The organism is Olsenella sp. kh2p3, assembly GCA_900119625.1.
GTDB lineage: Bacteria > Actinomycetota > Coriobacteriia > Coriobacteriales > Atopobiaceae > Tractidigestivibacter.
This window is the reverse complement of the sequence record FPKD01000002.1, coordinates 247879-270015: the sequence shown is the minus strand read 5'-3', so window position 1 is coordinate 270015 and position 22137 is coordinate 247879. Positions and strand designations below refer to the sequence as shown.

Here is a 22137-nt window from a genome sequence, read left to right as displayed (position 1 = left end):
TTTCAGGAAGATCCCGCTCGTGCATCGCAAGGAGTTATCCATGCGTTTCTCGTCTCGTCGTCGCCATCAGCGTGCTCAGGCGCTCTCGTGCCTGGGTGTCCTTGTCCTTGCCGTGGTCGTTGCCTTCTCACTTTCTGCCTGCAAGAGCGATACCGAGAAGGTCACGGAGACCGTGACACAGTTCATGGGCGGCTACGATGCCCTCGCCCACCCTAAGGACGAGGACGACAAGAAAGACGACGAGAAGCCCAAGGACGATGGCGTGCCAGACCCCCAGTTTGGCGACGACGCGACCGTCACCAAGCTCGACGAGTTTGGGGTTGAGTCGGAGGAGTACCACCAGCACCTGCTTACGCACTTCTCGTACCAGGTGGGAGACGTGAGTGTGGCCGACGACGGCAAGACCGCCACAGCTACGGTGAGCATTACCAACGCAACGCTCTCGGACGCCATTACCAACGCCGCGTCAGACTTCGAGTCTTGGATGCTCACGGACGAGATGCAATCCACGCTTGACTCCGGCGGGCGCACCGCACTTGTGGACAAGCTCTTTGACTTCCTCTACCAGTGCCTCGATGCCGATGATGCCACGTGTGCCACGACTGACGCCACGCTGACGCTCACCAAGGGCGATGACGGCACCTGGGCCATCGACACCCCGCTTCCGGATGAGTTCTACGCAGCGCTCTATGGCGGTACCGATATCCGCACCGCCGAGGAGGCTGCAGCTCAAGCAGCTCAATGAGACAGACAGAATTGGCATACCTCTTAGCGTTACCGTACTCTGCGATAGGCGGTTGACCTTGCAGCACCAATCTTCTCAACGACGCCTTCGTCTTGGAGTTTCCTAAGAATGCGCTCGATTGTGCGTTTGCTTATTGCCGGATTTGCATCCATGATTTGCGCCTTTGTTGCCGTCCCCATAAGATGATCGAAGTACGAACGAAGCGTGTCTTCATTGCTGCCCCCTCCAGCAATGGCGGCATAGCGCCTATCGAGTTCCTTGTAGCATGCCGTCAGAACCCCAAGCATGTAGGTTACAAAGGGCTTGTACTCATTCTCTCCGTCTTGCCAGCCCGCAGAGCTTTCTGCCAGTACCTCATAGTAAGTTTCTTTGGTACGTTCTATTTCTTTCTCAATTGAGACGTACTTCCCAATCATGTAACCGCTTTTGTATAGCAGGAGCAACGTGAGCAGCCTGCTCATGCGACCATTTCCATCATTGAATGGGTGGATGCTCACAAAGTCAAAGACGAATAGCAGAGAAACGAGAAGCGGTTCGAAAGTCCCCTCCTGAATCTGTTTTCCGTACTCCTCGCAGATTCTGGAGATAGCATCTGGTGTAGCTAAAGCACTCGTTGGCTTAAACCTTGTAACGAAAGTACCATCTTCGAGCTGTTCGGCAATGACATTGTCTGCATCCTTCCAATGGCCTGCGAAGGATGCCCCCTCATATCTGTAGAGGTCTCGGTGGAGCTGTAGAATGACGTTCGGAGTGATAGGGATATCATCATGGCTCTCATGAATGATGTCCAATACGTAGCGATAACCGGCAATCTCCTGTTCGTTCCTGTTTTGAGGCTCCGCCTTCTCAAGCATCAGCTCTCGAAGTCTTTTGTCCGATGTCGAGATGTTCTCGATTCTGTTTGAGGTGGCAGTGCTCTGGATTTTCGCAACTTCTACGAGACTCTCAAGAGCTTCTGGATGCGTGCTCTCGTAGAGCGTTTGTCTCCCACGGTGCTCCCTCACGTCCCCCACGGCAGCCATAACTTCCGGAGTCATGAGGGATTCGAGATGTCTTTTGTATTCGAATTGAGCCATGAGTATCCTCGTCACACAGGAGAGTATCTTCGCCATATTGACAATTTTGACGATTATAACTTGGTTCATAAGTAAAGAAAAATTGGAGGCTTCGTTTAACTTTTTCTCTAGCTCATGCCACGAAGATACAGCTATGCCCTCACATACGTGAAAAACGAGAAGTGCGTGCCCTTTGCGGTGACGCCGGCGTCCTCCTCGTGCTCGACGCGCCACGCGGGGTCATCGTCCAGGTTGGGAAAGAAAGCATCGGCAGGTTTCTCGACGTCGAACTTGGTCACGTAGATGCGCGTGCACTGGCCGAGAAGCGCCCGGTAGATGGACTCGCCGCCAATCAGCCACACCCTGTTGGGGTCATCTGCCGCAACAGCCTTCAGCGCCGCGGCGGGGGAGTCAACGCCAACGACGCCCTCTGGCAGCGCCGCGGGGTCGTGCGTGACCACGACGTTCCTCCTCCCCTTGAGCGGACCCCCGGGGAAGCTCTCGAGGGTCTTTCTCCCCATGACAACGGTGCCACCCATGGTCAGCTCCACAAAGCGGTGCATGTCGACCTTGCTGTGGACAAGAAGCGAGCCCTGGTAGCCAATGCCCCAGTCACGGCACACAGCAACGATTGCGTTCATTGAGACCTCCAATTTCCCATCCCAGTTGTTCCCGCCCCATCTTCCTTTCCCCGTTCTTTATCGGTTTCTGAGAAAACGCCCCTGCATTTGCCCAGTTGGCGAGAAGATCAATTCTCAAATTCCGATAAAGAACGAGGGGCCGGCGGAACCAGCAGGGGCGGCGGAACCAGCAGGGTCGGCGGGATAGGGGCAGCAGCTAGATGGCGATTGGGATGTTCTTGACCTGTGGGCCGCACTCGTAGTCCTCGACGATAAGGTCATCGGTCGTGAACTGGTAGAAGTCCGTGACCTCAGGGTTGAGGCTTACCTTGGGCGCCGTGTGGCGCGGGCGGGAGATAAGCTCGCGGATAATGGGCACGTGGCGGTCGTAGATGTGGGCATCGGCGATCATGTGCACAAGCTCGCCCGCGTTCATGTTGGAGACCTGCGCCACCATCATGAGCAGGATGGCGTATTGGCACACGTTCCAGTTGTTTGCCGCAAGCACGTCCTGGCTGCGCTGGACAAGGAGCATGTTGAGCGTGGGTCGGCTCTCGCCAGGCTCCTGCGTCACGTTGTAGATGGCGTTATAGGCACAGGGATACAGGTGCATCTCGGAGAGGTCCGAGAACGTGTAGAGGTTGGTCATGATGCGGCGTGAGTAGGGGTTCTCGCGCAGGTCCTTGAGGACGCGGTCCATCTGGTCATAGTCGCCGTCGGCGTAGTGGGAGACCTTGCCCACCTGGTAGCCGTACGCCTTGCCAATGGAGCCCGTCTCGTCTGCCCACTCGTCCCAGATGTGGCTGTGGAGGTCGTGGACGTTGTTGGACTTGCGCTGGTAGATCCAGAGGGCCTCGTCCATGCAGCTCTTGAGCGCCGTGCGCCTCAGCGTGATGGCCGGGAACTCCTCTCGCAGGTCGTAGCGATTGCACACGCCAAAGCGCTTGATGGTGTAGGCCGGCGTGCCGTCCTCCCAGTGCGGACGAACCTTCTGGCCCTCGGTGGTGGTGCCGTTCTCAAGAATATCGGTGCACATGTCGACAAAGATGTCGTCTGCCTTGCTCATGGGTCTCCCTCCCGTGCGTGGTGGCGTGTGGGCTCGTCTTCCTACAGGGGCTCCGATTCAATTATCTGGTCCCAGGCAGTCCCCAGCGTCTGGATGAGCCCTTTGTCTGCCGGAAGCCAGTCCACGCCGAGAAGCCCGTCGCGCCCAAGCCACCGCAGCTCCTTGTGCTCACCGGGCTTTGCGACGGGCTCTGCTCCCGGTGCCAGCGTGCACACGAAGCAGTCCATGACCAGGTGGAACTCAGGGTAGTCATAGGCCAGCGTGTCGAGAAGCCACATCACCTGAAGCTTGCAGCCAAGCTCCTCCGTGATCTCTCGACGGCAGGCCTCCTCGCTCGTCTCGCTGGGCTCCACCTTGCCGCCGGGAAACTCCCAGCCGTCCATGCCGTGCGCGCGCCGAGCTGCCAGGATAAGCCCGTCTCGCTGGATGATCGCTGCCGCCACGTGGACCGTGGGAAGCGCGACCTCGGTCTCCTCCGTCATGCGCGGCCCTCCATCCTCACGATGGCTCGGGCCTTGCCGTCATCGCCGTTGATGCTCACGGTGATGTCGTTGCCGTCGCCATAGACCACGGGGGTCAAGGTGTCGCCGAGGAGTGCCATGGTGCGGTACTGCACCTCAAGGCGCACAAGGTCGATGGCGTGCCCCAGCTCGCCGGCTGCGAGAAGGGGCAAAGCGCACGTACTCCGCGTTGTTCACGTGACGGTTGGTGTCCAGGTGTTGCTCGGTTATCACGATGGGGGAGGTTGCGGTGCCCTCGCCCTGGGGCTTCAGGTGGCGCGAGATCTGCGGCAGGTCCGCCGGGCGTTCGTCTCCCTGAAGGAAGACCGACTCGCTCTGCGGGATGCTGATGACGCGCTCCTGCGAGAAGTCGTACATGTACCACTGAGAGTCTGCGCGCACGTGCGTGGTACCGTCTGCCCCGCGAATCTCGAAGCAGCGTTCGGCCTGTAGGCGCTTCATGGCATAGCACCAGGTGCTTGTCGTGATGGTGTCGCAGAAGTGGGGGAGCGAGTCGATCTGGATGAGCCAGGAGGTCACAAACCAGCCAAGGTGGTCGCGATTGAGCTCTTTGAGGCCCCTACCCACCTCCTCGCACTGGAAGGTGGAGCAGTCCTGAAGGTAGTTCATCATGGGGACGAGGGCGAGCACGCCCTTCTCGTCGCACTCGCTGTAGCGTACCCTGCTGTCGAATGAGTACATGCTGCCTCCGGTAAGGTAGGTAAACCCCCTCACCTTACAGCAATCCGGGTTAGCGACGAAGCGTTATTCTCCGCCTGCCGGCGCCCGCGTCCTGTGCCATCACAGAAAGAGCCGTGTCAGCTGCAAAGGTCAGCGCGCACGTGGTGGCGGTTGCCTCGCACGCGAACTCTCCCCACGACGAGAAGAAGGCAATGAGCTGTGGCTCGATGACAAAGACCACCAGCACCGAGAAGATGCCAAAGACCGCCGAGGCTATGGGGCAAACAATCCCACGGTAGTTGAGTGGCCAGCCCGTGTAGTCCCACCAGCGCCTCCCAAAGCGCTCCTCAAGTACGTGTCCCGTGGCATACTCGATGGCTGTTGCAAGGATGGAACCCGCAACAAACACGGCCAGCGGGCTCTCCAGGTGCCCGAGAAGAACGTAGACAGCAACTGCGCCGGTGCCGTAGATGGGGCATGCGGGTCCAAAGAGAAAGCCGCGCCGCACGGGGCGCCTCTCCACAATCGAGCAGTACACGGTCTCCCAGACCCACCCTCCCACGGATATCGTTGTCATCGAGAGCATGAGAATCGAGATGCCCCATGGCGTAAGGTCCGGCGCGTTCATGGTTGCGAGCGCGGCAATTACCGCCACGATGCGTTCTAGCATGCGGTACCTCCCTCAGATGTGGTGGCCCAGGGGCGTTGCGCGAAGACCTCGACCGTCGAGCAGGCCTTGTCGACAAGCGAGACCACAAGGGCTTCCACGTGACGTGGGGGAGAGGGCACGAGCGGGAACATGTGGTGAGCGATGATGTCTCGTTCGAGCGGGGTAAGGTCGGGAAAGTCTGCCTCGGCGTTTCTCAGCGCATGGCGTGGGTGCGTGAAACCGTGCCACGCGTCGGGAGCGGCGTTGTGGTCATGCCAGTCGTAGAGATAGTAGTCGTGGAGTAGCGCCCCGCGCACCAGCGCGCGTTCGTTGCAGCGGATGTCAAGCTTTCTCACCAGAGCCAGGCTTAGGTAGGCTACGGCAGCAACGTGCTCGAGTGTGGTGGTCTGGCCGTGCTGCACGTAGCCTGCCATGAGCGCCACGCGAGGGGCTGCAAGCGTGGGCGCCGCCAGCTCCTCGTAGCGTTGACGAATTTCATCTGGGGTAGAATTCACGCGTGGCTCCCTAATCCGGAGAATCGACTTATTTCCAATATTGGAAATAAGTATACTATGGGAAGTAAATGACGGGCATGGTAAACATCACGTCGTTCTTGAGGAGTGAGTGAGATGGGCACCCAGCCCACGGTACACATCGACCTTCGCGTAAAGCGCTCGCAGGCAGCCATACGAGCCGCCGTGGTTTCGCTGCTCTCCGAGAAGCCCACACAGGACATCACCGCAAAGGACGTTGCCGAGCGTGCTCTCATCAACAAGAAGACCTTCTATGCTCACTACCCAAGCGTGCGCGCTGTTCTTCAGGAGATAGAGAACGATGCTGTGAGCGAGGTCTCGGGCATCGTCAAGTCCGGCGACGTGAGCACCCCTGCCGGGCTCTCGAAGGTGCTTTCCCAGCTCAAGGGCCTGGCTTCCGACGGTGCCACGGCGTTTGGCGCGCTCGCCCGTACGCCTGCCCGCACGCTTCTCTCCGAGCGTCTCAGGCGCGAGCTCTCCGGGCACCTGGGCGGACTCTCGGCCGTATCCTCGCAGCTCTCCACATCCCTCTCGTCTCGAGTTTCATGCGCCGTCGACTTTGCCTCTGGTGGCATCGTTTCGCTGTTGGCAAGTTGGCTATTTGGAGAGCGTTCTATGAGTGAGGATGAGCTTTCGCAGACTGTCATACAGTCGGTGCGCTCGTGCCTGGGTGCCGTGCGCTCTATGGCTATGACTCCAACCGGAGATACTAACTGCGCATAGCTCCTCCGCCAACGCCCGGCCTTCTCTGCTCTAGAATCTCTTGTATCAGATGCGTGTCGCGCTGTCTTGTGCGGTGCGATCGCGCCGAGCGGTGGCAGGCGAAAGGGGCGTCCCATGACCCAGGGGCAGAAGGTACGCATCGCAACCATTGGCACAAGCGGGATAGCCCAGCGCTTTCTCGATGCGCTTGCCGGCTTTGAGGGTGCCTCCTACGCGGGGGCCTACTCGCGCGACATCTCGCGTGCCCGTGCATTTGCGCACGAGCATGGGGGAGAGCTTGCCTTCGATTCTCTCGATGAGCTGTGCGCCTGCCCCGACGTCGATGCCGTCTACATCAGCTCCCCTAATGCAGCTCACGCACCTCAGGCGCTTGCCTTGGTGCGTGCCGGCAAGCACGTGCTTGTCGAGAAGACCTTCGCCTCCAATGCTCGCGAGGCCAAGCGCGTGTTCGACGCGGCTTCCGAGCAGGGCGTTGTTGCCATGGAGGCAATGCGATCCATCCACACGCCGGGATTTCGGGCCGTTGTGGAGACGCTTCCGCAGCTTGGTGACGTGCGTCTCGCCCAGATGGGCTTCTCTAAGGTCACGTCGCGCATTTCGCGCCTAAGGGCGGGCGAGCGCCTCAATGTCTTTGACCCTCGACTCTCCGGCGGCAGCCTCATGGACATTGGCGTCTACTGCGTGGAACCCGCTATGGCACTCTTCGAGCGCCCAACTTCGGTGAATGCTTCGCTGGTGCTGACCGAGGTGCCTGGCGAGCCTGCCGATTCCCCGTACCGCAAGGTGGACCTTGCCGGTGCCATTCTCCTTGGCTATGGCGACAAGGTCGTGACGCTCTCGTTTGGCAAGGTCTCGGATGACCTGGCACCCTGCCAGGTGGAAGGCGAGCGGGGGACCCTTATTTATCAGGACATCACTAAGCCGCATGACCTCCGCATAGTCGAGCACGTTGACCGTGGAATGACATGGGGGACCGTGGGCGGCACCGAGCGCACGGTGCGAGTTGAGAACCCCGAGAACGACATGGTCTGCGAGCTGGCGGACTTCTGCGAGGCGGCAAGCGGCGATGCCGTGGCGATTGAGCACGCGAATATGTGGGCAGACGTCACGCTGGCGTCGCTCGAGGTGATGGACAAGGTTCGCGCGCAGGCGGGTGTCCGCTTCCCGGCAGATGACGAGGGCTAGGCGCGGGCGCTACTCCTTGGGGAACGCAATCTCGTCAGCATCTGCAAAGCGGGCGGGTGCGTCCGAGCTTGGCTGGTACGAGCTCATGCTGTCAACCACAAGGTTGCACACCCCGGGAAGGACCCTGGCGTGGTACTCGGTGACGCCGGAGCTCACTACATCACCATCGACCTCGAGCGGTACGGGTTCCTCGGTGTGCACCGTGATCTCATGGCCGCGGAAGGCTTCAAGGTGCGGACGGCCTATCGACTTGCCCGTCTTGTCAACAATGCCTGAGAAGAGAGGACGCAGCACCTGGGCTGCGTCCTGCGTCTCGATGACAATAACGTCGAGAAGCCCGTCGTCCATGCGGCAGTCAGGCACAATCTGAATGTCACCCTGGATCATGGCATTGTCTGCCACCATGCAGGAGATACCGCGACGGTGGTACTTTTGGCCGTCCACGATGATGGTGAACTCCTCGACAGTAGGCCGTGGGTTGGCGAATGCCGCGGCGAAGTAGGCGGCCTGTCCCATGGCGGCCTTGTTGGGCAGTGCCGCCTCCATGAGCTGGGCGTCAAAGCCTGTGCCAGACATGAGCCCAAAGCCCTTCACGTGCTGGGTGCCCTGCTCGTCTTCCCAGGAGATCTCTCCGAGGTCGATGCAGGCAGTGTGGCCAACGCGGCACGCCCGGGCCAGCGCTGCCGGCTCGGGCGCGTTGCCAATGTTCGCAAAGAGCAGGTTCGCCGTGCCCGAGGGAAACACGCAGACGGGCACGTTGCGGTTGCGCAAGGCGTAGAGCAGCCCCGTCACGGAGCCGTCACCACCGGAGAGCACGCAGACGTCAAAGTCTTCGGCGTCTGCCACAGCCTCCTCGGCAACGAAGTCCGGTGCGAGCGCGCGGAACGTGCACTCGTCGCCAGCGTGGACGAGGGCCCGCTCGAACTCGAATATGGCATCCGAGCCAAACCCCGACATGGGGTTGTGAATGATGACGCTGCGCATGATGGTCCTCCCCGGTCCCCCAACAAGGGATAGCATGTATCATGTTCCGGGCGCCGGCCCCCCGCCGGGCCACATGCACATGGTAGCCCAACGCTGGGGCCTTTGGCTAACACCTTTGAGCTGGGAGAGTCGAGTGTACATATCCACAAGCGATGAACTGAGTGCCTTCTGCGAGCGAATTGGCAACGAGCCCGTCATTGCCGTGGACACGGAGTTCCTCCGCGAGAGGACCTACTATCCCAAGCTCTGCCTCGTGCAGGTTGGTACGCCCACAGAGATTGGTGCTATCGATCCCATCCTGATCGAGGACCTCTCGCCCTTGGCGCACATCTTTTCAGACGAGCGGGTCACTAAGGTCTTCCACGCCTGTGGGCAGGACCTCGAGGTCATTCTCGACGGCATGGGCGTGACCTGCGCTTCGGTCTTCGACACGCAGGTCGCTGCCGCGTTTCTGGGCATGCGCCAGCAGGTGAGCTACGCTTCGCTGGTTGAGGCCTACGCAGGCGTGAGGCTTCCCAAGGCAGAGTCCCTCACGGATTGGTCGCGCCGCCCGCTCGACCCAGAGCAGCTCACCTACGCCGAGGATGACGTGCGCTATCTGCCTGCCATCTACGACCGCATGATGGAGCAGCTCGTCGAGAAGGACCGTCTGGCCTGGGTCCAGCCCGAGATGGCGGAGGTGACCGACCCTTCCCACATGCACAGGGACCCTCGAGAGGCCTATCTCAGACTCAAGCGCTCGAGCTCCCTCACGCGCCGGCAGCTTGCCATCGCGCGCGAGGTCTGCGCGTGGCGCGAGCAGACGGCGGCAAGCCATGACGTGCCCCGCAAGTGGGTTCTCTCGGACGAGGTGGTGGTTGAGGTCTGCAAGAGGGCGCCGCGCAGCCGCGACCGGCTGCGCAAGATTCGCGGCACCGACCAGCTTAGCGAGAGGGACGAGCGCGACCTTCTCGACGCCGTCCACGCCGGCGAGGAGGTTCCCGGTTCCGCCTGCCCACAGCCGGAGCGCCACGCCCATCCCTCCGCCGAGGTGGAGAGCGTGGTGGACCTCATGGTTGCGCTGGTGAGGATTGTCTCTGAGAAGTCCGGCATCGCCACGCAGCTCATAGCCACAAGGGATGACCTGGTGGAGTTCGCGCAGGACCGCTCTAAGTCGCGTCTTGCGACCGGCTGGCGACACGAGCTGGCCGGCAAGCAGCTCGAGAGCCTGCTCGAGGGCTCCGTTGGCCTTACGGTGCGCGATGGTCGCATCGAGGTCATCTAGGGCGGGGACGAGAGGAACCGGCATCAGGCCTTTCTTGCGCATGCTATTTGTGTCGTGCGGCTTCTGTATCATCGTTGGTGCCGGACGGCCTTGGGTACATATGCCCCACGGCCCCCAATGATTGGAGCTTCCTATATGGGCTATTACTACTATGGGTACGGGATCGATTTTGCCTACTACGGCATCGTGATTCTCTCTCTCTTCTTGGGTCTAATCACCCAGTCCTACATCAAGCGAAAGTACGAGCGCTGGTCCAAGGTCGACGCATCCTTTGACGGCACCGGCGCAGACGTTGCGCGCCAGATGCTCAACGAGGGTGGCGCATCGAGCGTGGGGATCACCTCGGTTGCCGGGCACCTCACGGATTACTACGACCCCCGTGACAACAACCTGCACCTCTCCGAGGAGAACATGCGTGGCGGCTCCGTTGCCTCCGTTGCCGTGGCCTGCCACGAGGCGGGTCATGCCGTGCAGCGCGCCAAGGACTATGCCCCCATGCGCGTGCGTACGGCACTCGTGCCGGTGGTCAACTTCTCGCAGAACGTCTGGATGCTGGTGTTTCTCGCCGGCGTCTTCATGAACGCCGTGGGCCTCGTGCGCATTGCCATCGTGCTTTTTGCCTTCTCGGTCATCTTCCAGCTGGTCACGCTTCCGGTAGAGATTAACGCCTCGAGGCGCGCCGTGCAGTTCCTCGAGACGCACGGCCAGGGGATAGACCGCCAGGGTGCCAAGGAGGTGCTCACGGCAGCGGCGCTCACCTACGTTGCCGCGGCGCTCGTCTCGGTGGTGCAGCTGCTCTACCTCATGGGCCGCACCGATAGGAGGGATTAGCCCATGGCGGGCACCAAGGAGGAGCCGCTCTCGGTGACCGAGGCGGTTCAGGTGGCAAAGGGCCAGGTTGCTCAGATTCCCACGCTGGTGGTCATGGGTGAGGTGAGCGGCTTTCGTGGGCCCAATGCCCGCTCGGGGCACTGCTACTTCGAGGTCAAGGATGCCACTGCATCCATGTCTACCATCGCCTGGCGCGGCGTCTACCGCGACTTTGTCGAGACCTCGGGCACGCAGCTTCGCGATGGCCTTCAGATCCAGATGTCGGGCGCCTTCGACGTCTACCAGAACACGGGCAAGCTCTCGTTTGTCGCCAAGCACATCACGGTGGCGGGGGAGGGGCTTCTCCGCCAGCAGGTTGCGGAGCTTGCGCGCAAGCTGGAGCGCGAGGGGCTCTTGGACCCCGCCCGCAAGCGGCACATCCCTGCCTTCTGCACGCGCGTCTGCGTTGTCACGTCGCTTTCCGGTAGCGTGATTGAGGACGTCAAACGCACGTTGCGGAGAAGAAATCCGCTGGTCCAGATAGATGCCGTCGGTTGTGCCGTGCAGGGAAAGCATGCTCCGGCAACCATCATCCGCGCGCTTGAGGTTGCCGCCGCCTCGCGGCCGGACGCAATCCTGCTGGTGCGCGGCGGTGGCTCCTTCGAGGACCTCATGTGCTTCAACGACGAGCAGCTCGCCCGCGCCGTTGCGGCCTGCCCCGTTCCCGTGATCACGGGCATTGGCCATGAGCCGGACACGTCGATCTGCGACATGGTCTCTGACAGGCGCTGTTCCACGCCCACGGCGGCGGCGGAGTCTGTGGCGCCTGCCATGAACGAGATTGAGACCCTCATCAACCAGCGCGGCGTTCGCCTGGGCAACGCCATGGCTGCAACGCTGCACGCAGACACAAACGCCGTGGACGCCCTTGGCGAGAGGGCTGCGCGTTCCATGGAAGCGAGCCTCTCTCGCCTCTCGGTCTATGTGGACTCTCTTGCGTCACGGCGCTGCCTCACCGACCCCATGGCCACGTTGGAGGACCGTGCTCGTACGCTTGACCTCACCGAGGAGAGACTGCATGCCGCAATCCCCAAGTCGCTTGCGCGGTCTTGCGAGCGCGTCGAGAGCGATGCGCACCGGCTGTCCGTTGCGGGCAGAGGTCTTTTGCGCCCGTACCAGACGTCCGTGGCACGCCATGCGGCAACGCTTGACGCTCTTTCTCCGCTCAAGGTCTTGGGACGTGGCTATGCCCTTGCCCGCGACGCCGAGGGACACGTGCTTTCTAGCACGTCCCAGGTAGAAGTGGGTGAGAGCATCTCCATCCTCCTTGGCCAGGGGGAACTTGGGGCTACGGTGACCAGCGTGGGCGAGACTGCGTCATAGGGCTTCTCGGCACACGATTCAACGCGAACACGCGGCTTTGCCGCGAGGAAGGGAGACAAAGATGGCAGACGACGCCACCAAGGACACGAGGAAGGTTGAGGATCTCAGCTTCAAGGAGGCCTCCGTCGAGCTTGAGCAGATCGTGCGCTCGCTCGAGGCGGGCGACCTTGAGCTCGAGGAGTCGCTTGAGCGCTACAGCAGGGGTGTGGAGCTCCTGAAGAGCCTGCGCGAGCGCCTTGCCAACGCAGAGCAGAAGGTGCGCGTGCTTCTCGACGCCACCGACGAGGACGCCCCCGTTACCGATACCACTGCGGCGCCCTCCACGGCCTATCTTGACGAGTAGACTCACGACGGGATTGATTTACCCGGCAGTGGGATTCCGTTACCTAGTGGGATTCCGTTACCTGGTATAAAAATCCCGCACACATGGGACGAGATAAGGAGTAAGAAATGTCAGACTGCCTCTTCTGCAAGATCGCGAACGGCGAGATTCCCACCAACTTCCTGTACGAGGATGATCTTGTGGTCGCCTTCCCCGATATCAACCCGCTCACGCCCACTCACGTGCTCGTGGTTCCCAAGAAGCACTACGAGAACATCACCGACAACGTTCCCGCCGAGACGCTTGCCGCCATTGCGCACGCGGTGAAGGTCGTCGCGGAGCAGACGGGCATTGACAAGACCGGTTTCCGCTGCATCACCAATACCGGCGACGACGGCGGCCAGTCCGTGCACCACCTGCACGTCCATGTGCTTGGCGGCCGGAAGCTCGATCCCACCGCAGGGGAGGGGAAGTAGCGTGGAGCCCAGAAGCGAGCTTGCCGCCGAGCGTCACGCCCGGGGCTACAACTGCGCGCAGGCCGTCGTCTGCACCTATGCAGACCTGGTAGGCATGGACGAGACCACGCTCTTCAGGGCGTGCGAGGGCTTGGGACTTGGCATGGGAGGCATGGAGGGCACCTGCGGCGCGCTGTCAGGCGCTTGCATGCTGGCTGGCCTTGTCAACAGCACGGGTGACCTCGCACACCCCACGAGCAAGGGTTCGACCTACGCGCTCTCCCGCCAGATGGTGGCGGAGTTCGGGCGTGAGGCCGGTGCCACGGCGTGCCATGACCTCAAGGGCCGCGAGACGGGTGTTGTTCTCACCCCCTGCCCGCGCTGCATCGAGATAGCCTGCGACCTGGTTGAGAAGACGCTCTTCTCGGGCAAAGTCGCCTAAACGTCACAGGGTTTTCTGCGCCTTCCGCGCGGGTTCGCTGCCATTTGGGTGGCAACGAGCCCGCGCGGCGCTATCATGGCCCTTGTTGCGTGTGCATTTGGGGCATCGCACCCTTCGAGAGGAGATTCATGAACGTTCTTGTCATCAACGCCGGCAGCTCGTCTCTTAAGTACCAGTTGCTCGACACCAAGACTCGCGAGGTCTACGCAAAGGGCAACTGCGAGCGCATCGGCATCGATGGGTCATTTGTTGGCCACGAGGAGCGCGGCGGCGAGAAGAAGAAGCTCGAGGTGGCCCTGCCCGACCACAAGACTGCCGTGAAGTACGTCTTCCAGATTCTTGACGAGGCAGGCTTTGACACCGCAAAGATCGAGGGCATTGGCCACCGCGTCGTTCAGGGCGGCTGGTACTTCCCCGAGTCGAAGGTCGTGACCGACGAGACCCTGGGCTGGGTCCGAGAGGTCGCGCCGCTTGCGCCGCTGCACAACTACGCCGAGGCGGACGTCATCCAGATCTGCCGCGAGATGTTCCCCTCCATCGGCAACGTGATCGTGGCCGACACCTCGTTCCACTACAACATCCCCGAGAAGGCATGGCGCTACGCCCTCCCGCGCGACGTCGTGGACAAGCTGCATATCCGCAAGTACGGCGCGCATGGCACTTCTCACCGCTACATCTGGCGCACCACCAGCCAGTTCCTCAACGGTGACGTTCACAAGCTCGTCTCCTGCCACCTTGGCTCCGGCGCCTCTCTTGCCGCCATCCAGGATGGGCACGACATGGACACCACCATGGGCCTCACGCCGCTCGACGGCCTCATCATGGGAACCCGCTGTGGCACCATCGACCCTGCCACCGTCTGCTACCTTGTGCGCGAGGGCGGCTACACCATCGACGAGGTCGACACCATGATGAACAAGCAGTCCGGCCTGCTTGCGCTCTCCGGCGTTTCCTCCGACTCCCGCGACATCGAGGCTGGTGCCGAGAAGGGCGACAAGAACTGCCAGATGGCGCTCGACATGTTCTACTACCGCACCTCTCAGCTCATCGCCGAGATGGCGCAGTCCATGCACGGCTTTGACACCATGGCTTTCTCCGCGGGTATTGGCGAGAACTCCGCCGAGATGCGTCTGGGTGTGGCCAAGGAGCTCGAGTGGCTGGGCGTCAAGATCGACGAGAAGGCCAACGAGGTCCGCTCCGACGAGCCGCGCGTCATCTCCACGCCGGACTCCAAGGTGAAGGTCCTTGTCGTCCCCACCAACGAGGAGTACATGATTGCCCTCGATGTCGAGGAGCTACTCTCTAAGTAGTGCCGCTTAACGTATTGGTGCAACGAGAAGGCCGCCTGGGACTGGTTCCCAGGCGGCCTTTTTTGCGGTGCTGTTTGCGGTGACGCACGGAACCGTCGCGCTCCTAGAACGGCGACACCGAGAACTCGTAGGAGACCTTCTCGCCCAGGTCGAGCGACTCCATGCCGCGCTTCTCCTCGAAGATGTCCGACTCGTCGTGACAGGTGGCAACGCCGCGCCAAGGCTCGATGGCAACAAAGGGCGCGCCGGGCGCCGACCACACGCCAAGGTAGGGGAAGTCGTCGAAGTCAAGCTCGACGCCGTGGCCGCTCTTGGTGCCCAAGAGCGTGACTGTGCGCCCGGGAACGTCCTGGAACGTGAGGGTGAGGTACTTGTCGAAGAGCTCGTGCGAGAGGGGCAGCGCGTCTGCATCCTCGAAGAGCGTGTTGGTCTTGTCAAAGTCGCAGAGGCCGTTTGTGTCGATGCTGGGGGAGACGGCAGTCCAGGGGCGCGTGAAGCGCAGCTCGTAGTCATCGAACAACTCACCGTCGGTGTCTGGTGCTGGCACGTTGAACGCTGGGTGGCCACCAAGTGTGAAGGGCATGATCTCGTCGCCGGTGTTGGTGACGGTAAAGCGCTGGATCATGCGCTCCCCGTCGACCGCATAGGTCATGTTGAGCCGGAAGGCGTAGGGGTAGGCGCGCAGGGTCTCTGGCGTACTCTCAAGTTCGAAAGTCACGGAGTCTTCGGTCTTCTCGACGATGCGGTGCTCGTAGTTTCTTGCCAGGCCATGGCGACCAAGGCGAACCTCACCGGCAGCACTCTTGGCGAAGTTGTTGCGCAGGCAACCCACGATGGGGAAGAGGATGGGTGCCCTTCTCGGCCAGAACTTCTCGTCTCCCTGCCAGAGGTATTCATTGCCATTGAGCTTGAGGCTCATGAGCTGCGCGCCTTGTGAGTCTATCGAGGCCTCGAGTGCGCCCTTGCGTATTGTGGTCGTGATCGACATCTCTTCCCCCAAACGTCGCTTACGTCCCAGGCGGGTGCCTGGCCGGAGCACCTCAGGTGCCTGCTCTGTCTATTCCCAAAATTGGACAGTGCCCACCCCCTGACGGGATCATTTCGACATATCCGGCCAGAAGGGGCAGAAGTTCATCAAGGATTCGACAAGGTGCCGCGATTGTTAACAAATAGTCACTCCACCAAAGGTACGGGTAGAATCAACCCTCGGGGCGCGGTTCCCGGAGCTAACTTCTGGGCTCCTGCCAATCCCACACGGTGAGCGCCCGTTTTGCGCCACCGCTCGCATGCTTGTCTTTGTTCGGCGCACGTAAGCTGCACCTAGGAGGTCTGCATGGTAGTTGAGGAACTTGAGCAGTATGGGATTCACCACACCGATGACAGGACGGCGATAGACCCGTCGCCTGCTCGCCTGATTGAGAAGGCCGTCTCGCGCGGCGAGGGCATTCTCACCAGCACGGGTGCGCTCGCGGTCACCACGGGCAAGTACACGGGCCGCTCGCCTAAGGATCGCTTCATCGTGGATACCCCTGACGTCCACGACAAGATCGCTTGGGGTAACGTGAACGTGCCCTTCTCCGAGGAGGACTACCAGCTTGTCCACGACGAGGTCATCTCGTATCTCTCTGAGCGCCGCATCTTCATGGTCCACGGCATCGCTGGTGCCGACAGGCGCTACTCTCGCAAAATCCTGGTCCTGACTGAGCTTGCCAGCCAGGCGCTCTTTGCGCACCAGATGCTCGTGCGCCCCACGGAGGAGGAGCTCGCCAACTACGGCCGCGCAGACTTCGTGGTCATGGCGTGCCCTGGCCTCAAGCTCGACCCGGCAGTGCACCACACCCACTCCGAGGCTGCCGTCATCATCAACTTCAAGGAGCGTGTGGTTCTCATCGCCGGCACCCAGTACTCTGGCGAGATCAAGAAGTCTATCTTCTCGGTCATGAATTACCTGCTTCCCGTTGAGGAGAACGTGCTCACCATGCACTGCTCCTGCAACATGAACCCGCAGTCGCACGGCACCACGGTCTTCTTTGGCCTCTCCGGCACCGGCAAGACCACGCTATCTGCCGCCGAGGGACGCCTGCTCATTGGCGACGACGAGCACGGCTGGGCCAAGGATTCCGTCTTCAACATTGAGGGCGGCTGCTACGCCAAGACCATCCGCATCTCCGAGGAGACCGAGCCCCAGATCTGGCACGCCATCCGCTTTGGCTCGCTTTGCGAGAACGTTGTGCTCGACCCCAACAGTCGCGTGGCAGACTACGACGACGACTCGCTCACCGAGAACGGCCGCGTTGCGTACCCGGTCGAGTTCATTGACAACGCCGTGGTCAAGGGCCGCGCTAAGCGTACGCCCGACGTTGTGATTTTCCTCACGGCAGACGCCTTTGGCGTGCTTCCCCCCATCTCCAAGCTGGACGAGAATGCCGCCATGTACCACTTCATGACCGGCTTCACCTCCAAGGTCGCCGGCACCGAGCGCGGCATCAAGGAGCCCACGCCTACATTCTCCTCGCTTTTTGGCGAGCCGTTCATGCCGCTTGACCCCATGGTCTACGCAAAGATGCTCGGCGAGAAGATCGAGCACAACGGTACGCGTGTCTACCTCATCAACACCGGTTGGTCCGGCGGCTCTTACGGCACCGGCAGCCGCATCAAGCTCAAGTACACGCGCAAGATGGTTGAAGCCGCGCAGTCCGGCATCATCGACGACTCCGAGTTCGTGCACGACGAGCGCTTCAACCTCGACGTGCCCACGAGCTGTCCCGGCGTGCCCGACGAGTTGCTTAACCCGCGCAGCACATGGGCGGACAAGGACGCCTACGACGCCACTGCCGAGAAGCTCGCGCAGATGTTCGTTGAGAACGCCGAGAAGCGCCTGCAGTCGATGACTTCCGAGGTTCGTGCCGCCGGTCCGCGGCCGCTGGGGAAGTAAGGGGGTCTCGCCTTTACGCCCTGACGTCTCTGCACTGACGCCTGATTGCCCTTCCTCGTGAAAAAATTGCTCCGAAGAGTGCCCTCCTGCGCCAGTTCGACGCCGGAGGGCATTTCATGCACGCAATTACGACAGCGCGGGCTATTGCCATCCGGAAATGGAATCCCGTTGCCCGGTAAACGAATCCCATCCCAGGGGAGGGTTGGGAGGTCGATACACATTCGTCACCCGAATGTGTATCGACCTGGGCGCGTCACAGATTCGTTCACGAATGTGTATCGGACGAGAAGGGCAATGGCGGACAAGTACCTCGCTCCGGCTCCATCTTTTGCGCCGATGGGCGCGTCTTGCGGGGAAAGACGTCGGGACCCACCTTTCGGTGTCATGCTCTCGTCCGAGGGGCATTTCGGCAGATAGCGGTGGCACTTCGGTGCCCCAGGACATGCTCTTACCCAGAATGAGTGCAATTAGGACGCTGTCCGCTATTGGGTGAAGTCCGCAGCCACGAATCCTCACCTGCTGTTCAATCGCTTGTGCCTGGGCGCTTTCGAATAGGGGTTATCCTCAAGCTTGTATAACGACTAATAATTTGTTAGGCTTACATAAAGTAAGTATGTTAGATGCCCTCACGGCCAGGGCATTTCGTGGTTTTGGAAGGTACCATCCTTGAGAATCCTCAATGTCAGCGCTCAGAAGCCGGATGGCACAGGCAGTGGCACCTTCCTCGCGCAGACCGTGGCCTCGCAGGTTGAGCTGGGCTACGAGACGGCCGTGATCTGCGGCATTGACGATGGCGACCAAACGTCTGCGCTACCGGGGCAGACGGCCGTGTTTCCCGTGCGGTTTATGACCCCGGAGCTGCCGTTCCATGTGTGCGGCATGTCAGATGAGATGCCCTATTCCGCCACGCGCTACCGCGACCTCACCCCTGCCATGGAAACACGGTTCGAGGCCGCGTTCCTTGCTGCACTCGAGCGCGCCCTTGCGGATTTTGCCCCCGATGTCGTGCTCTGCCATCACCTGTATCTGCTTTCCTCAATTGTGCGCGAGCAAATCAAGGGAATCCCCGTTGCCGTGATATGCCATTCGACCGACCTTAGGCAGATGGCGACCCACGACCTCGAGCGTCCACGCATCATCTCTGCCATGCGGTGCGCGGATGCGGTGTTCTGCCTCCATCGCGCTCAAGCCGAGGAGGTCGTGCGCGTCTACGGGATTGATCCCTTGCGAGTCCATGTGACAGGAACGGGCTACAATTCCTGCGTCTTCAACCAGGAAGGTCCGCGCGTCCCCCGGCAGGCTGGCAGGATTTGCTTCGTGGGCAAGGTCAGCTTTAAGAAGGGCGTGGAATCGCTCCTCTCTGCGATGGACCTCATCTCCCCAGCCGCAATCGGCGGGAGGAGCCTGGAGCTCGTGCTGGTAGGCGGCCATGACCCCGCCTCCCAGGACTACCGTCGCATAGCTGCGAAGGTTGGGGCTGCCACTGCCTGGCCGGTGAGAATGGCGGGTCGCGTCCCCACTGAGGAGCTTGTGAGAATCTATCGTTCGAGCGACGTATTTGTGCTGCCCTCTTTCTACGAGGGGCTGCCCCTTGTGGGCATCGAGGCCTTGGCCTGCGGCGACAAGGTCGTCATGACGGCGCTTCCCGGTGTGAGGGAGGGTATGGGGGACGTTCTCCCCGGAAACCCCATCCAATGGGTTGAGCCTCCTGCCATGCTCGATGTGGATACGCCAGACCCAGGCAGTCTGCCGGCGTTCGAGAGGCGTCTCGCGGATGCCATCGTCCACTCATTGGTGACGCCGCAGCCAAGCTTTGACGTGACCCATGCGTCATGGGACAAGGTCGTCTCGCGCATGCTCATGTGCCTGAGGGAGGCAGACATAGCGTGAGAAGCACTATTCGCCGTAGGTGCGGAAGTGCCCTGGACTTTGCCCTTCTTTTTGTCCTTGCCGCCTTTTGCGCCGTGTTCGTTGTCTGGCCCATAGGGTCGTTTGTCTGGCAGGCACTGCCCTTTTCCGGCTCTGCGCCCAACATGCTCGAGGTTCTTACCCAGAACTCTGGGGCCATACTCAACAGCGTCTTCGTTGCCGTGCTGGTAAGCCTTCTCTCGTGTGCCATTGCGCTGGCAGTCGCCCTTGTCGTTACGTTTGGCCGGCGAGGCTGGGCGAGCTTGGTGACGGGGCTTGTCACGCTGAGCCTGGCCTCTCCTCCTTTTGTGGCGTCTCTTGCCTACATCGAGCTCTTTGGCCGAAGGGGGCTCGTGACACACGGGCTCCTTGGCCTTTCCGTGAGCCCGTATGGCTGGCAGGGCATAGTCTTCATGGAGGCGCTCTTCTTCACCGGCATCAACGTCATCCTGCTTGACAGCGTGCTCGAACGCGTTGACAAGAGCGCCGTGAGCGCTGCGCTTGACCTTGGCGCGCCCATGCGTCGCGTGTTCGCGGACATCATCCTTCCGCTCCTGAGGCCGGGCGTCGCGGTGTGCCTGCTGCTCACGTTCGTGCGCTCGATTGCCGACTACGCCACGCCCGTGGTCATCGGTGGCAAGTTCGAGACCATCTCTACCCAGATTTACGTGCGCGTCGTTGGCTACTCTGACCTTGGTGCGGCGGCCGTGCTGAACCTCGTGCTCTTTGCTGCCTCCTTTGTCGCCTTCATCGCATACCGTCGGCTTGGGTCGACCCTCGATGTGGCGTCTAAGTCCTTGGGGGCGTCCGTCCGGCCGGCCGACGACGAGGCGGGCTTCAGACTTCGGGGCGCGCTCGGGGTCTTCGCCCACGTTGTGACGGCGGCATTCTCGTCTGCCATCGTGGCCGTCTACGCGACGATAGTCCATGCCGCGTTCACCAAGGGCATGGGGTGGTCTGCGCCGCTCACCTTGGACAACCTCACTCACCTCATGGAGTACAACGTCGACGCAATCGGCCGAAGCATCCTCTATGCCCTGCTTAGCGCTGGCGCATCAACGTTGATCGGGCTTCTCGCCGCCTACTTCGTGCACAGGCGCCGTGTTGCCGGAAGCTTTCTGCTCGACTTCCTGACTTCGCTTCCCTATACGATCCCAGGCATCTGCCTTGGCTTGGGCTACATCCTTGCATTCAACCGTCCGCCGCTTGAGCTTGTGGGAACGTCCACGATCATCGTTGCTGTCCTTACCGCCAAGGAGATCGCCATCTCAACGAGGGCCTTCACGGCCGCCCTTGCCCAGGTGCCCCCCGAGCTTGACATGGCGGCGAAGGACCTGGGCGCACCAGATACCTCGGTTCTTTGGGGCGTCCTCGCCCCCAACCTTCGCTCGGCCTTTGGCGTGAGCCTCATCAACGGCTTCACGGGCTCAATGATGGCCTATGCAGCCGTCCTCTTCCTCATAGTCCCTGGCCACAAGACGGCGATATTCGAGCTATTCGATGCTCTCTCCGGCGGAAAGTACGGCGAAGCCGCCATGATCTCGCTCGCGCTGGTGGCCATCACGTCCCTTGTGTGCGCGGCCTTCGGACGCCTTCTCGTCAAGCGTAGGAGCTAGCATGTTTCTTGAGCTTTCCCACCTCTCCAAGTCCTTTGGGAGTCACGAGGTCATCGATGACCTTTGCCTCAGCGTCGAGAAGGGCGAAGTCATGTGCCTTCTCGGGGCATCCGGCTGCGGGAAGACAACGACGCTCCGCCTGGTTGGGGGGTTTCTCGCTCCGGATGGCGGCAGGGTGGTCATCGATGGGCAGGACGTGACCGGAATGTCGCCCGAAATTCGTCCAACGGCAACGGTGTTTCAGTCCTACGCGCTCTTCCCCCACATGAGCGTGGTGGAAAACGTTGGCTATGGCGTGCGTTTTTCTGGCGCAACGCGCGCCGAGGCCAAGCAACGGGCGATGGAGATGCTCGAGGCCGTAGGGCTTTCCGAATGCGCGTCCAGCCGTGTCCAGGACATATCGGGTGGCCAACAACAGCGTGTCGCGCTTGCGAGGGCACTCGTTCTGGGGCCCAAGGTGCTTCTTCTCGACGAGCCGTTTAGCAACCTCGACGCCAACCTCCGCATCCGAATGCGCGAGGAGGTACGCCAAATCCAGCGTCGGTTCGGCGTGACGATGGTCTTCGTCACACACGATCGTGAGGAGGCCATGTCCTTCGCGGACAGGTTGGCGATCATGCGCAATGGCAAGATCCTCCAAGTGGCTACCCCGCGCGAGGCATACGACCATCCCGCCGACCTTTACTGCGCAAGGTTTCTCGGCCACGTAAACGAACTTGACGTGCCAGGCGGAACGCGATTCTTCCGAGACGAGGCGGTGACCCTTGGCAAGGAAGGCGGGGTCCTGGGCGTCGTCGGGGATGCCACCTACCTTGGCGGCTATTGGCGCTATGAGCTGCTTGTGGGGGAATCGCGCGTGTACGTTCGCGCTCCTGCAAACCAACGCTACGCAAGGGGTGCGACAGTGCCTTTTGTCATAGACCAGACCATCGACGTATAGAGAGGGAGACA

At 61.3% G+C, this 22137-nt stretch carries 24 protein-coding genes; 14 read left to right on the top strand and 10 right to left on the bottom strand.

All coding sequences use genetic code 11. The features are described 5' to 3' along the window. Window positions 1-40: 40 nt before the first annotated feature. Entirely contained in the window at window positions 41-745 is a 705-nt protein-coding gene (locus BT122_RS04630; RefSeq protein WP_072354791.1) for a hypothetical protein, read from the top strand. A gap of 29 nt (window positions 746-774) precedes the next feature. Here BT122_RS04630 and BT122_RS04625 read toward each other — a convergent pair whose 3' ends face one another. The 8 genes from BT122_RS04625 to BT122_RS04595 form a co-directional block, all read right to left on the bottom strand. Next, window positions 775-1821 carry a Fic family protein gene (locus BT122_RS04625; RefSeq protein ID WP_072354886.1) on the bottom strand — a complete coding sequence of 349 codons (1047 nt, stop codon included), beginning with the start codon at window positions 1819-1821 and terminating at the stop codon, window positions 775-777. 131 nt (window positions 1822-1952) lie between these two features. Continuing rightward, a complete protein-coding gene (locus tag BT122_RS04620; RefSeq protein ID WP_072354790.1) occupies window positions 1953-2441 on the bottom strand; it encodes a dihydrofolate reductase in 489 nt (162 codons plus the stop codon). A gap of 196 nt (window positions 2442-2637) precedes the next feature. Further along, window positions 2638-3486, bottom strand: coding sequence for a thymidylate synthase (gene thyA / locus BT122_RS04615; protein WP_072354789.1), 849 nt, complete (start codon window positions 3484-3486; stop codon window positions 2638-2640). Window positions 3487-3527: 41 nt separating this feature from the next. Continuing rightward, entirely contained in the window at window positions 3528-3968 is a 441-nt protein-coding gene (locus BT122_RS04610; RefSeq protein ID WP_059054596.1) for a (deoxy)nucleoside triphosphate pyrophosphohydrolase, read from the bottom strand. Beyond that, window positions 3965-4159, bottom strand: coding sequence for a hypothetical protein (locus BT122_RS10840; protein WP_143189973.1), 195 nt, complete (start codon window positions 4157-4159; stop codon window positions 3965-3967). The genes BT122_RS04610 and BT122_RS10840 overlap by 4 nt, the downstream gene beginning before the upstream one ends. Further along, the gene (locus tag BT122_RS04605) at window positions 4104-4688 is read right to left on the bottom strand and encodes an acyl-[acyl-carrier-protein] thioesterase (RefSeq protein WP_083432304.1); all 585 of its coding nucleotides are present in this window, start codon (window positions 4686-4688) and stop codon (window positions 4104-4106) included. The genes BT122_RS10840 and BT122_RS04605 overlap by 56 nt, the downstream gene beginning before the upstream one ends. 49 nt (window positions 4689-4737) lie before the next feature. Continuing rightward, window positions 4738-5337, bottom strand: a complete 600-nt coding sequence (locus BT122_RS04600) for a putative ABC transporter permease (RefSeq protein ID WP_059054592.1) — start codon at window positions 5335-5337, stop codon at window positions 4738-4740. Continuing rightward, window positions 5331-5831, bottom strand: coding sequence for an HD domain-containing protein (locus BT122_RS04595; protein ID WP_201783920.1), 501 nt, complete (start codon window positions 5829-5831; stop codon window positions 5331-5333). Before BT122_RS04595 ends, BT122_RS04600 begins: the two co-directional genes overlap by 7 nt. Before the next feature lie 114 nt (window positions 5832-5945). On the opposite strand from BT122_RS04595, the gene BT122_RS04590 reads away from it, so the two are divergent. Beyond that, on the top strand, window positions 5946-6572 hold the full coding sequence (locus tag BT122_RS04590) for a TetR/AcrR family transcriptional regulator (protein WP_072354788.1): 627 nt from the start codon (window positions 5946-5948) through the stop codon (window positions 6570-6572). A gap of 114 nt (window positions 6573-6686) precedes the next feature. Continuing rightward, complete coding sequence (locus tag BT122_RS04585) at window positions 6687-7757, top strand: Gfo/Idh/MocA family protein (protein ID WP_072354787.1); 1071 nt, start codon at window positions 6687-6689, stop codon at window positions 7755-7757. A gap of 9 nt (window positions 7758-7766) precedes the next feature. Here BT122_RS04585 and BT122_RS04580 read toward each other — a convergent pair whose 3' ends face one another. Next, entirely contained in the window at window positions 7767-8741 is a 975-nt protein-coding gene (locus tag BT122_RS04580) for a diacylglycerol/lipid kinase family protein (protein WP_072354786.1), read from the bottom strand. Between the two features lie 133 nt (window positions 8742-8874). Between BT122_RS04580 and rnd the strand changes: the two genes are divergently transcribed. The 7 genes from rnd to BT122_RS04545 all read left to right on the top strand — a co-directional run bounded on the left by rnd (window position 8875) and on the right by BT122_RS04545 (window position 14727). Next, window positions 8875-10005: a ribonuclease D gene (rnd, locus tag BT122_RS04575; protein ID WP_072354785.1), complete on the top strand. Its 1131-nt coding sequence runs from the start codon at window positions 8875-8877 to the stop codon at window positions 10003-10005. 135 nt (window positions 10006-10140) lie between these two features. Beyond that, window positions 10141-10836: a zinc metallopeptidase gene (locus BT122_RS04570; RefSeq protein ID WP_072354784.1), complete on the top strand. Its 696-nt coding sequence runs from the start codon at window positions 10141-10143 to the stop codon at window positions 10834-10836. Window positions 10837-10839: 3 nt separating this feature from the next. After that, entirely contained in the window at window positions 10840-12198 is a 1359-nt protein-coding gene (gene xseA / locus BT122_RS04565) for an exodeoxyribonuclease VII large subunit (RefSeq protein WP_072354783.1), read from the top strand. Window positions 12199-12259: 61 nt separating this feature from the next. Next, window positions 12260-12541 carry an exodeoxyribonuclease VII small subunit gene (gene xseB / locus BT122_RS04560; RefSeq protein WP_072354782.1) on the top strand — a complete coding sequence of 94 codons (282 nt, stop codon included), beginning with the start codon at window positions 12260-12262 and terminating at the stop codon, window positions 12539-12541. Between the two features lie 107 nt (window positions 12542-12648). Then, window positions 12649-12996: a histidine triad nucleotide-binding protein gene (locus tag BT122_RS04555; RefSeq protein ID WP_072354781.1), complete on the top strand. Its 348-nt coding sequence runs from the start codon at window positions 12649-12651 to the stop codon at window positions 12994-12996. A 1-nt stretch (window position 12997) separates the two neighbouring features. Further along, a complete protein-coding gene (locus BT122_RS04550) occupies window positions 12998-13417 on the top strand; it encodes a C-GCAxxG-C-C family protein (protein ID WP_235810776.1) in 420 nt (139 codons plus the stop codon). A gap of 128 nt (window positions 13418-13545) precedes the next feature. Next, window positions 13546-14727, top strand: coding sequence for an acetate/propionate family kinase (locus BT122_RS04545; RefSeq protein WP_059054570.1), 1182 nt, complete (start codon window positions 13546-13548; stop codon window positions 14725-14727). Between the two features lie 103 nt (window positions 14728-14830). Here the strand turns inward: BT122_RS04545 and BT122_RS04540 are convergent, their stop codons facing one another. After that, window positions 14831-15715 (bottom strand): aldose 1-epimerase family protein, encoded by an 885-nt coding sequence (locus BT122_RS04540; RefSeq protein WP_072354780.1) that lies wholly within the window; start codon window positions 15713-15715, stop codon window positions 14831-14833. Window positions 15716-16060: 345 nt separating this feature from the next. On the opposite strand from BT122_RS04540, the gene pckA reads away from it, so the two are divergent. The 4 genes from pckA (at window position 16061) to BT122_RS04520 (ending at window position 22126) form a co-directional block, all read left to right on the top strand. Beyond that, window positions 16061-17662: a phosphoenolpyruvate carboxykinase (ATP) gene (pckA, locus tag BT122_RS04535; RefSeq protein ID WP_072354779.1), complete on the top strand. Its 1602-nt coding sequence runs from the start codon at window positions 16061-16063 to the stop codon at window positions 17660-17662. A gap of 666 nt (window positions 17663-18328) precedes the next feature. Continuing rightward, window positions 18329-19552 carry a glycosyltransferase gene (locus tag BT122_RS04530; RefSeq protein WP_059054564.1) on the top strand — a complete coding sequence of 408 codons (1224 nt, stop codon included), beginning with the start codon at window positions 18329-18331 and terminating at the stop codon, window positions 19550-19552. Further along, window positions 19549-21186 carry an ABC transporter permease gene (locus BT122_RS04525; protein ID WP_059054561.1) on the top strand — a complete coding sequence of 546 codons (1638 nt, stop codon included), beginning with the start codon at window positions 19549-19551 and terminating at the stop codon, window positions 21184-21186. The genes BT122_RS04530 and BT122_RS04525 overlap by 4 nt, the downstream gene beginning before the upstream one ends. A 1-nt stretch (window position 21187) precedes the next feature. Next, window positions 21188-22126, top strand: coding sequence for an ABC transporter ATP-binding protein (locus BT122_RS04520; protein WP_070807562.1), 939 nt, complete (start codon window positions 21188-21190; stop codon window positions 22124-22126). Window positions 22127-22137 lie beyond the last annotated feature (11 nt).

Excerpts from the sequence above, each read along its gene's own strand:
- BT122_RS04610 (WP_059054596.1), bottom strand. The coding sequence starts at position 3,968 with ATGACGGAGGAGACCGAGGTCGCGCTTCCCACGGTCCACGTGGCGGCA.
- BT122_RS04570 (WP_072354784.1), top strand. The coding sequence starts at position 10,141 with ATGGGCTATTACTACTATGGGTACGGGATCGATTTTGCCTACTACGGC.
- BT122_RS04630 (WP_072354791.1), top strand. The coding sequence starts at position 41 with ATGCGTTTCTCGTCTCGTCGTCGCCATCAGCGTGCTCAGGCGCTCTCG.
- BT122_RS04605 (WP_083432304.1), bottom strand. The coding sequence starts at position 4,688 with ATGTACTCATTCGACAGCAGGGTACGCTACAGCGAGTGCGACGAGAAG.
- BT122_RS04585 (WP_072354787.1), top strand. The coding sequence starts at position 6,687 with ATGACCCAGGGGCAGAAGGTACGCATCGCAACCATTGGCACAAGCGGG.
- thyA (WP_072354789.1), bottom strand. The coding sequence starts at position 3,486 with ATGAGCAAGGCAGACGACATCTTTGTCGACATGTGCACCGATATTCTT.
- BT122_RS04545 (WP_059054570.1), top strand. The coding sequence starts at position 13,546 with ATGAACGTTCTTGTCATCAACGCCGGCAGCTCGTCTCTTAAGTACCAG.
- pckA (WP_072354779.1), top strand. The coding sequence starts at position 16,061 with ATGGTAGTTGAGGAACTTGAGCAGTATGGGATTCACCACACCGATGAC.
- xseA (WP_072354783.1), top strand. The coding sequence starts at position 10,840 with ATGGCGGGCACCAAGGAGGAGCCGCTCTCGGTGACCGAGGCGGTTCAG.
- BT122_RS04540 (WP_072354780.1), bottom strand. The coding sequence starts at position 15,715 with ATGTCGATCACGACCACAATACGCAAGGGCGCACTCGAGGCCTCGATA.
- BT122_RS04520 (WP_070807562.1), top strand. The coding sequence starts at position 21,188 with ATGTTTCTTGAGCTTTCCCACCTCTCCAAGTCCTTTGGGAGTCACGAG.
- BT122_RS04590 (WP_072354788.1), top strand. The coding sequence starts at position 5,946 with ATGGGCACCCAGCCCACGGTACACATCGACCTTCGCGTAAAGCGCTCG.
- xseB (WP_072354782.1), top strand. The coding sequence starts at position 12,260 with ATGGCAGACGACGCCACCAAGGACACGAGGAAGGTTGAGGATCTCAGC.
- BT122_RS04625 (WP_072354886.1), bottom strand. The coding sequence starts at position 1,821 with ATGGCTCAATTCGAATACAAAAGACATCTCGAATCCCTCATGACTCCG.
- BT122_RS04580 (WP_072354786.1), bottom strand. The coding sequence starts at position 8,741 with ATGCGCAGCGTCATCATTCACAACCCCATGTCGGGGTTTGGCTCGGAT.
- BT122_RS04600 (WP_059054592.1), bottom strand. The coding sequence starts at position 5,337 with ATGCTAGAACGCATCGTGGCGGTAATTGCCGCGCTCGCAACCATGAAC.
- BT122_RS04620 (WP_072354790.1), bottom strand. The coding sequence starts at position 2,441 with ATGAACGCAATCGTTGCTGTGTGCCGTGACTGGGGCATTGGCTACCAG.
- BT122_RS04555 (WP_072354781.1), top strand. The coding sequence starts at position 12,649 with ATGTCAGACTGCCTCTTCTGCAAGATCGCGAACGGCGAGATTCCCACC.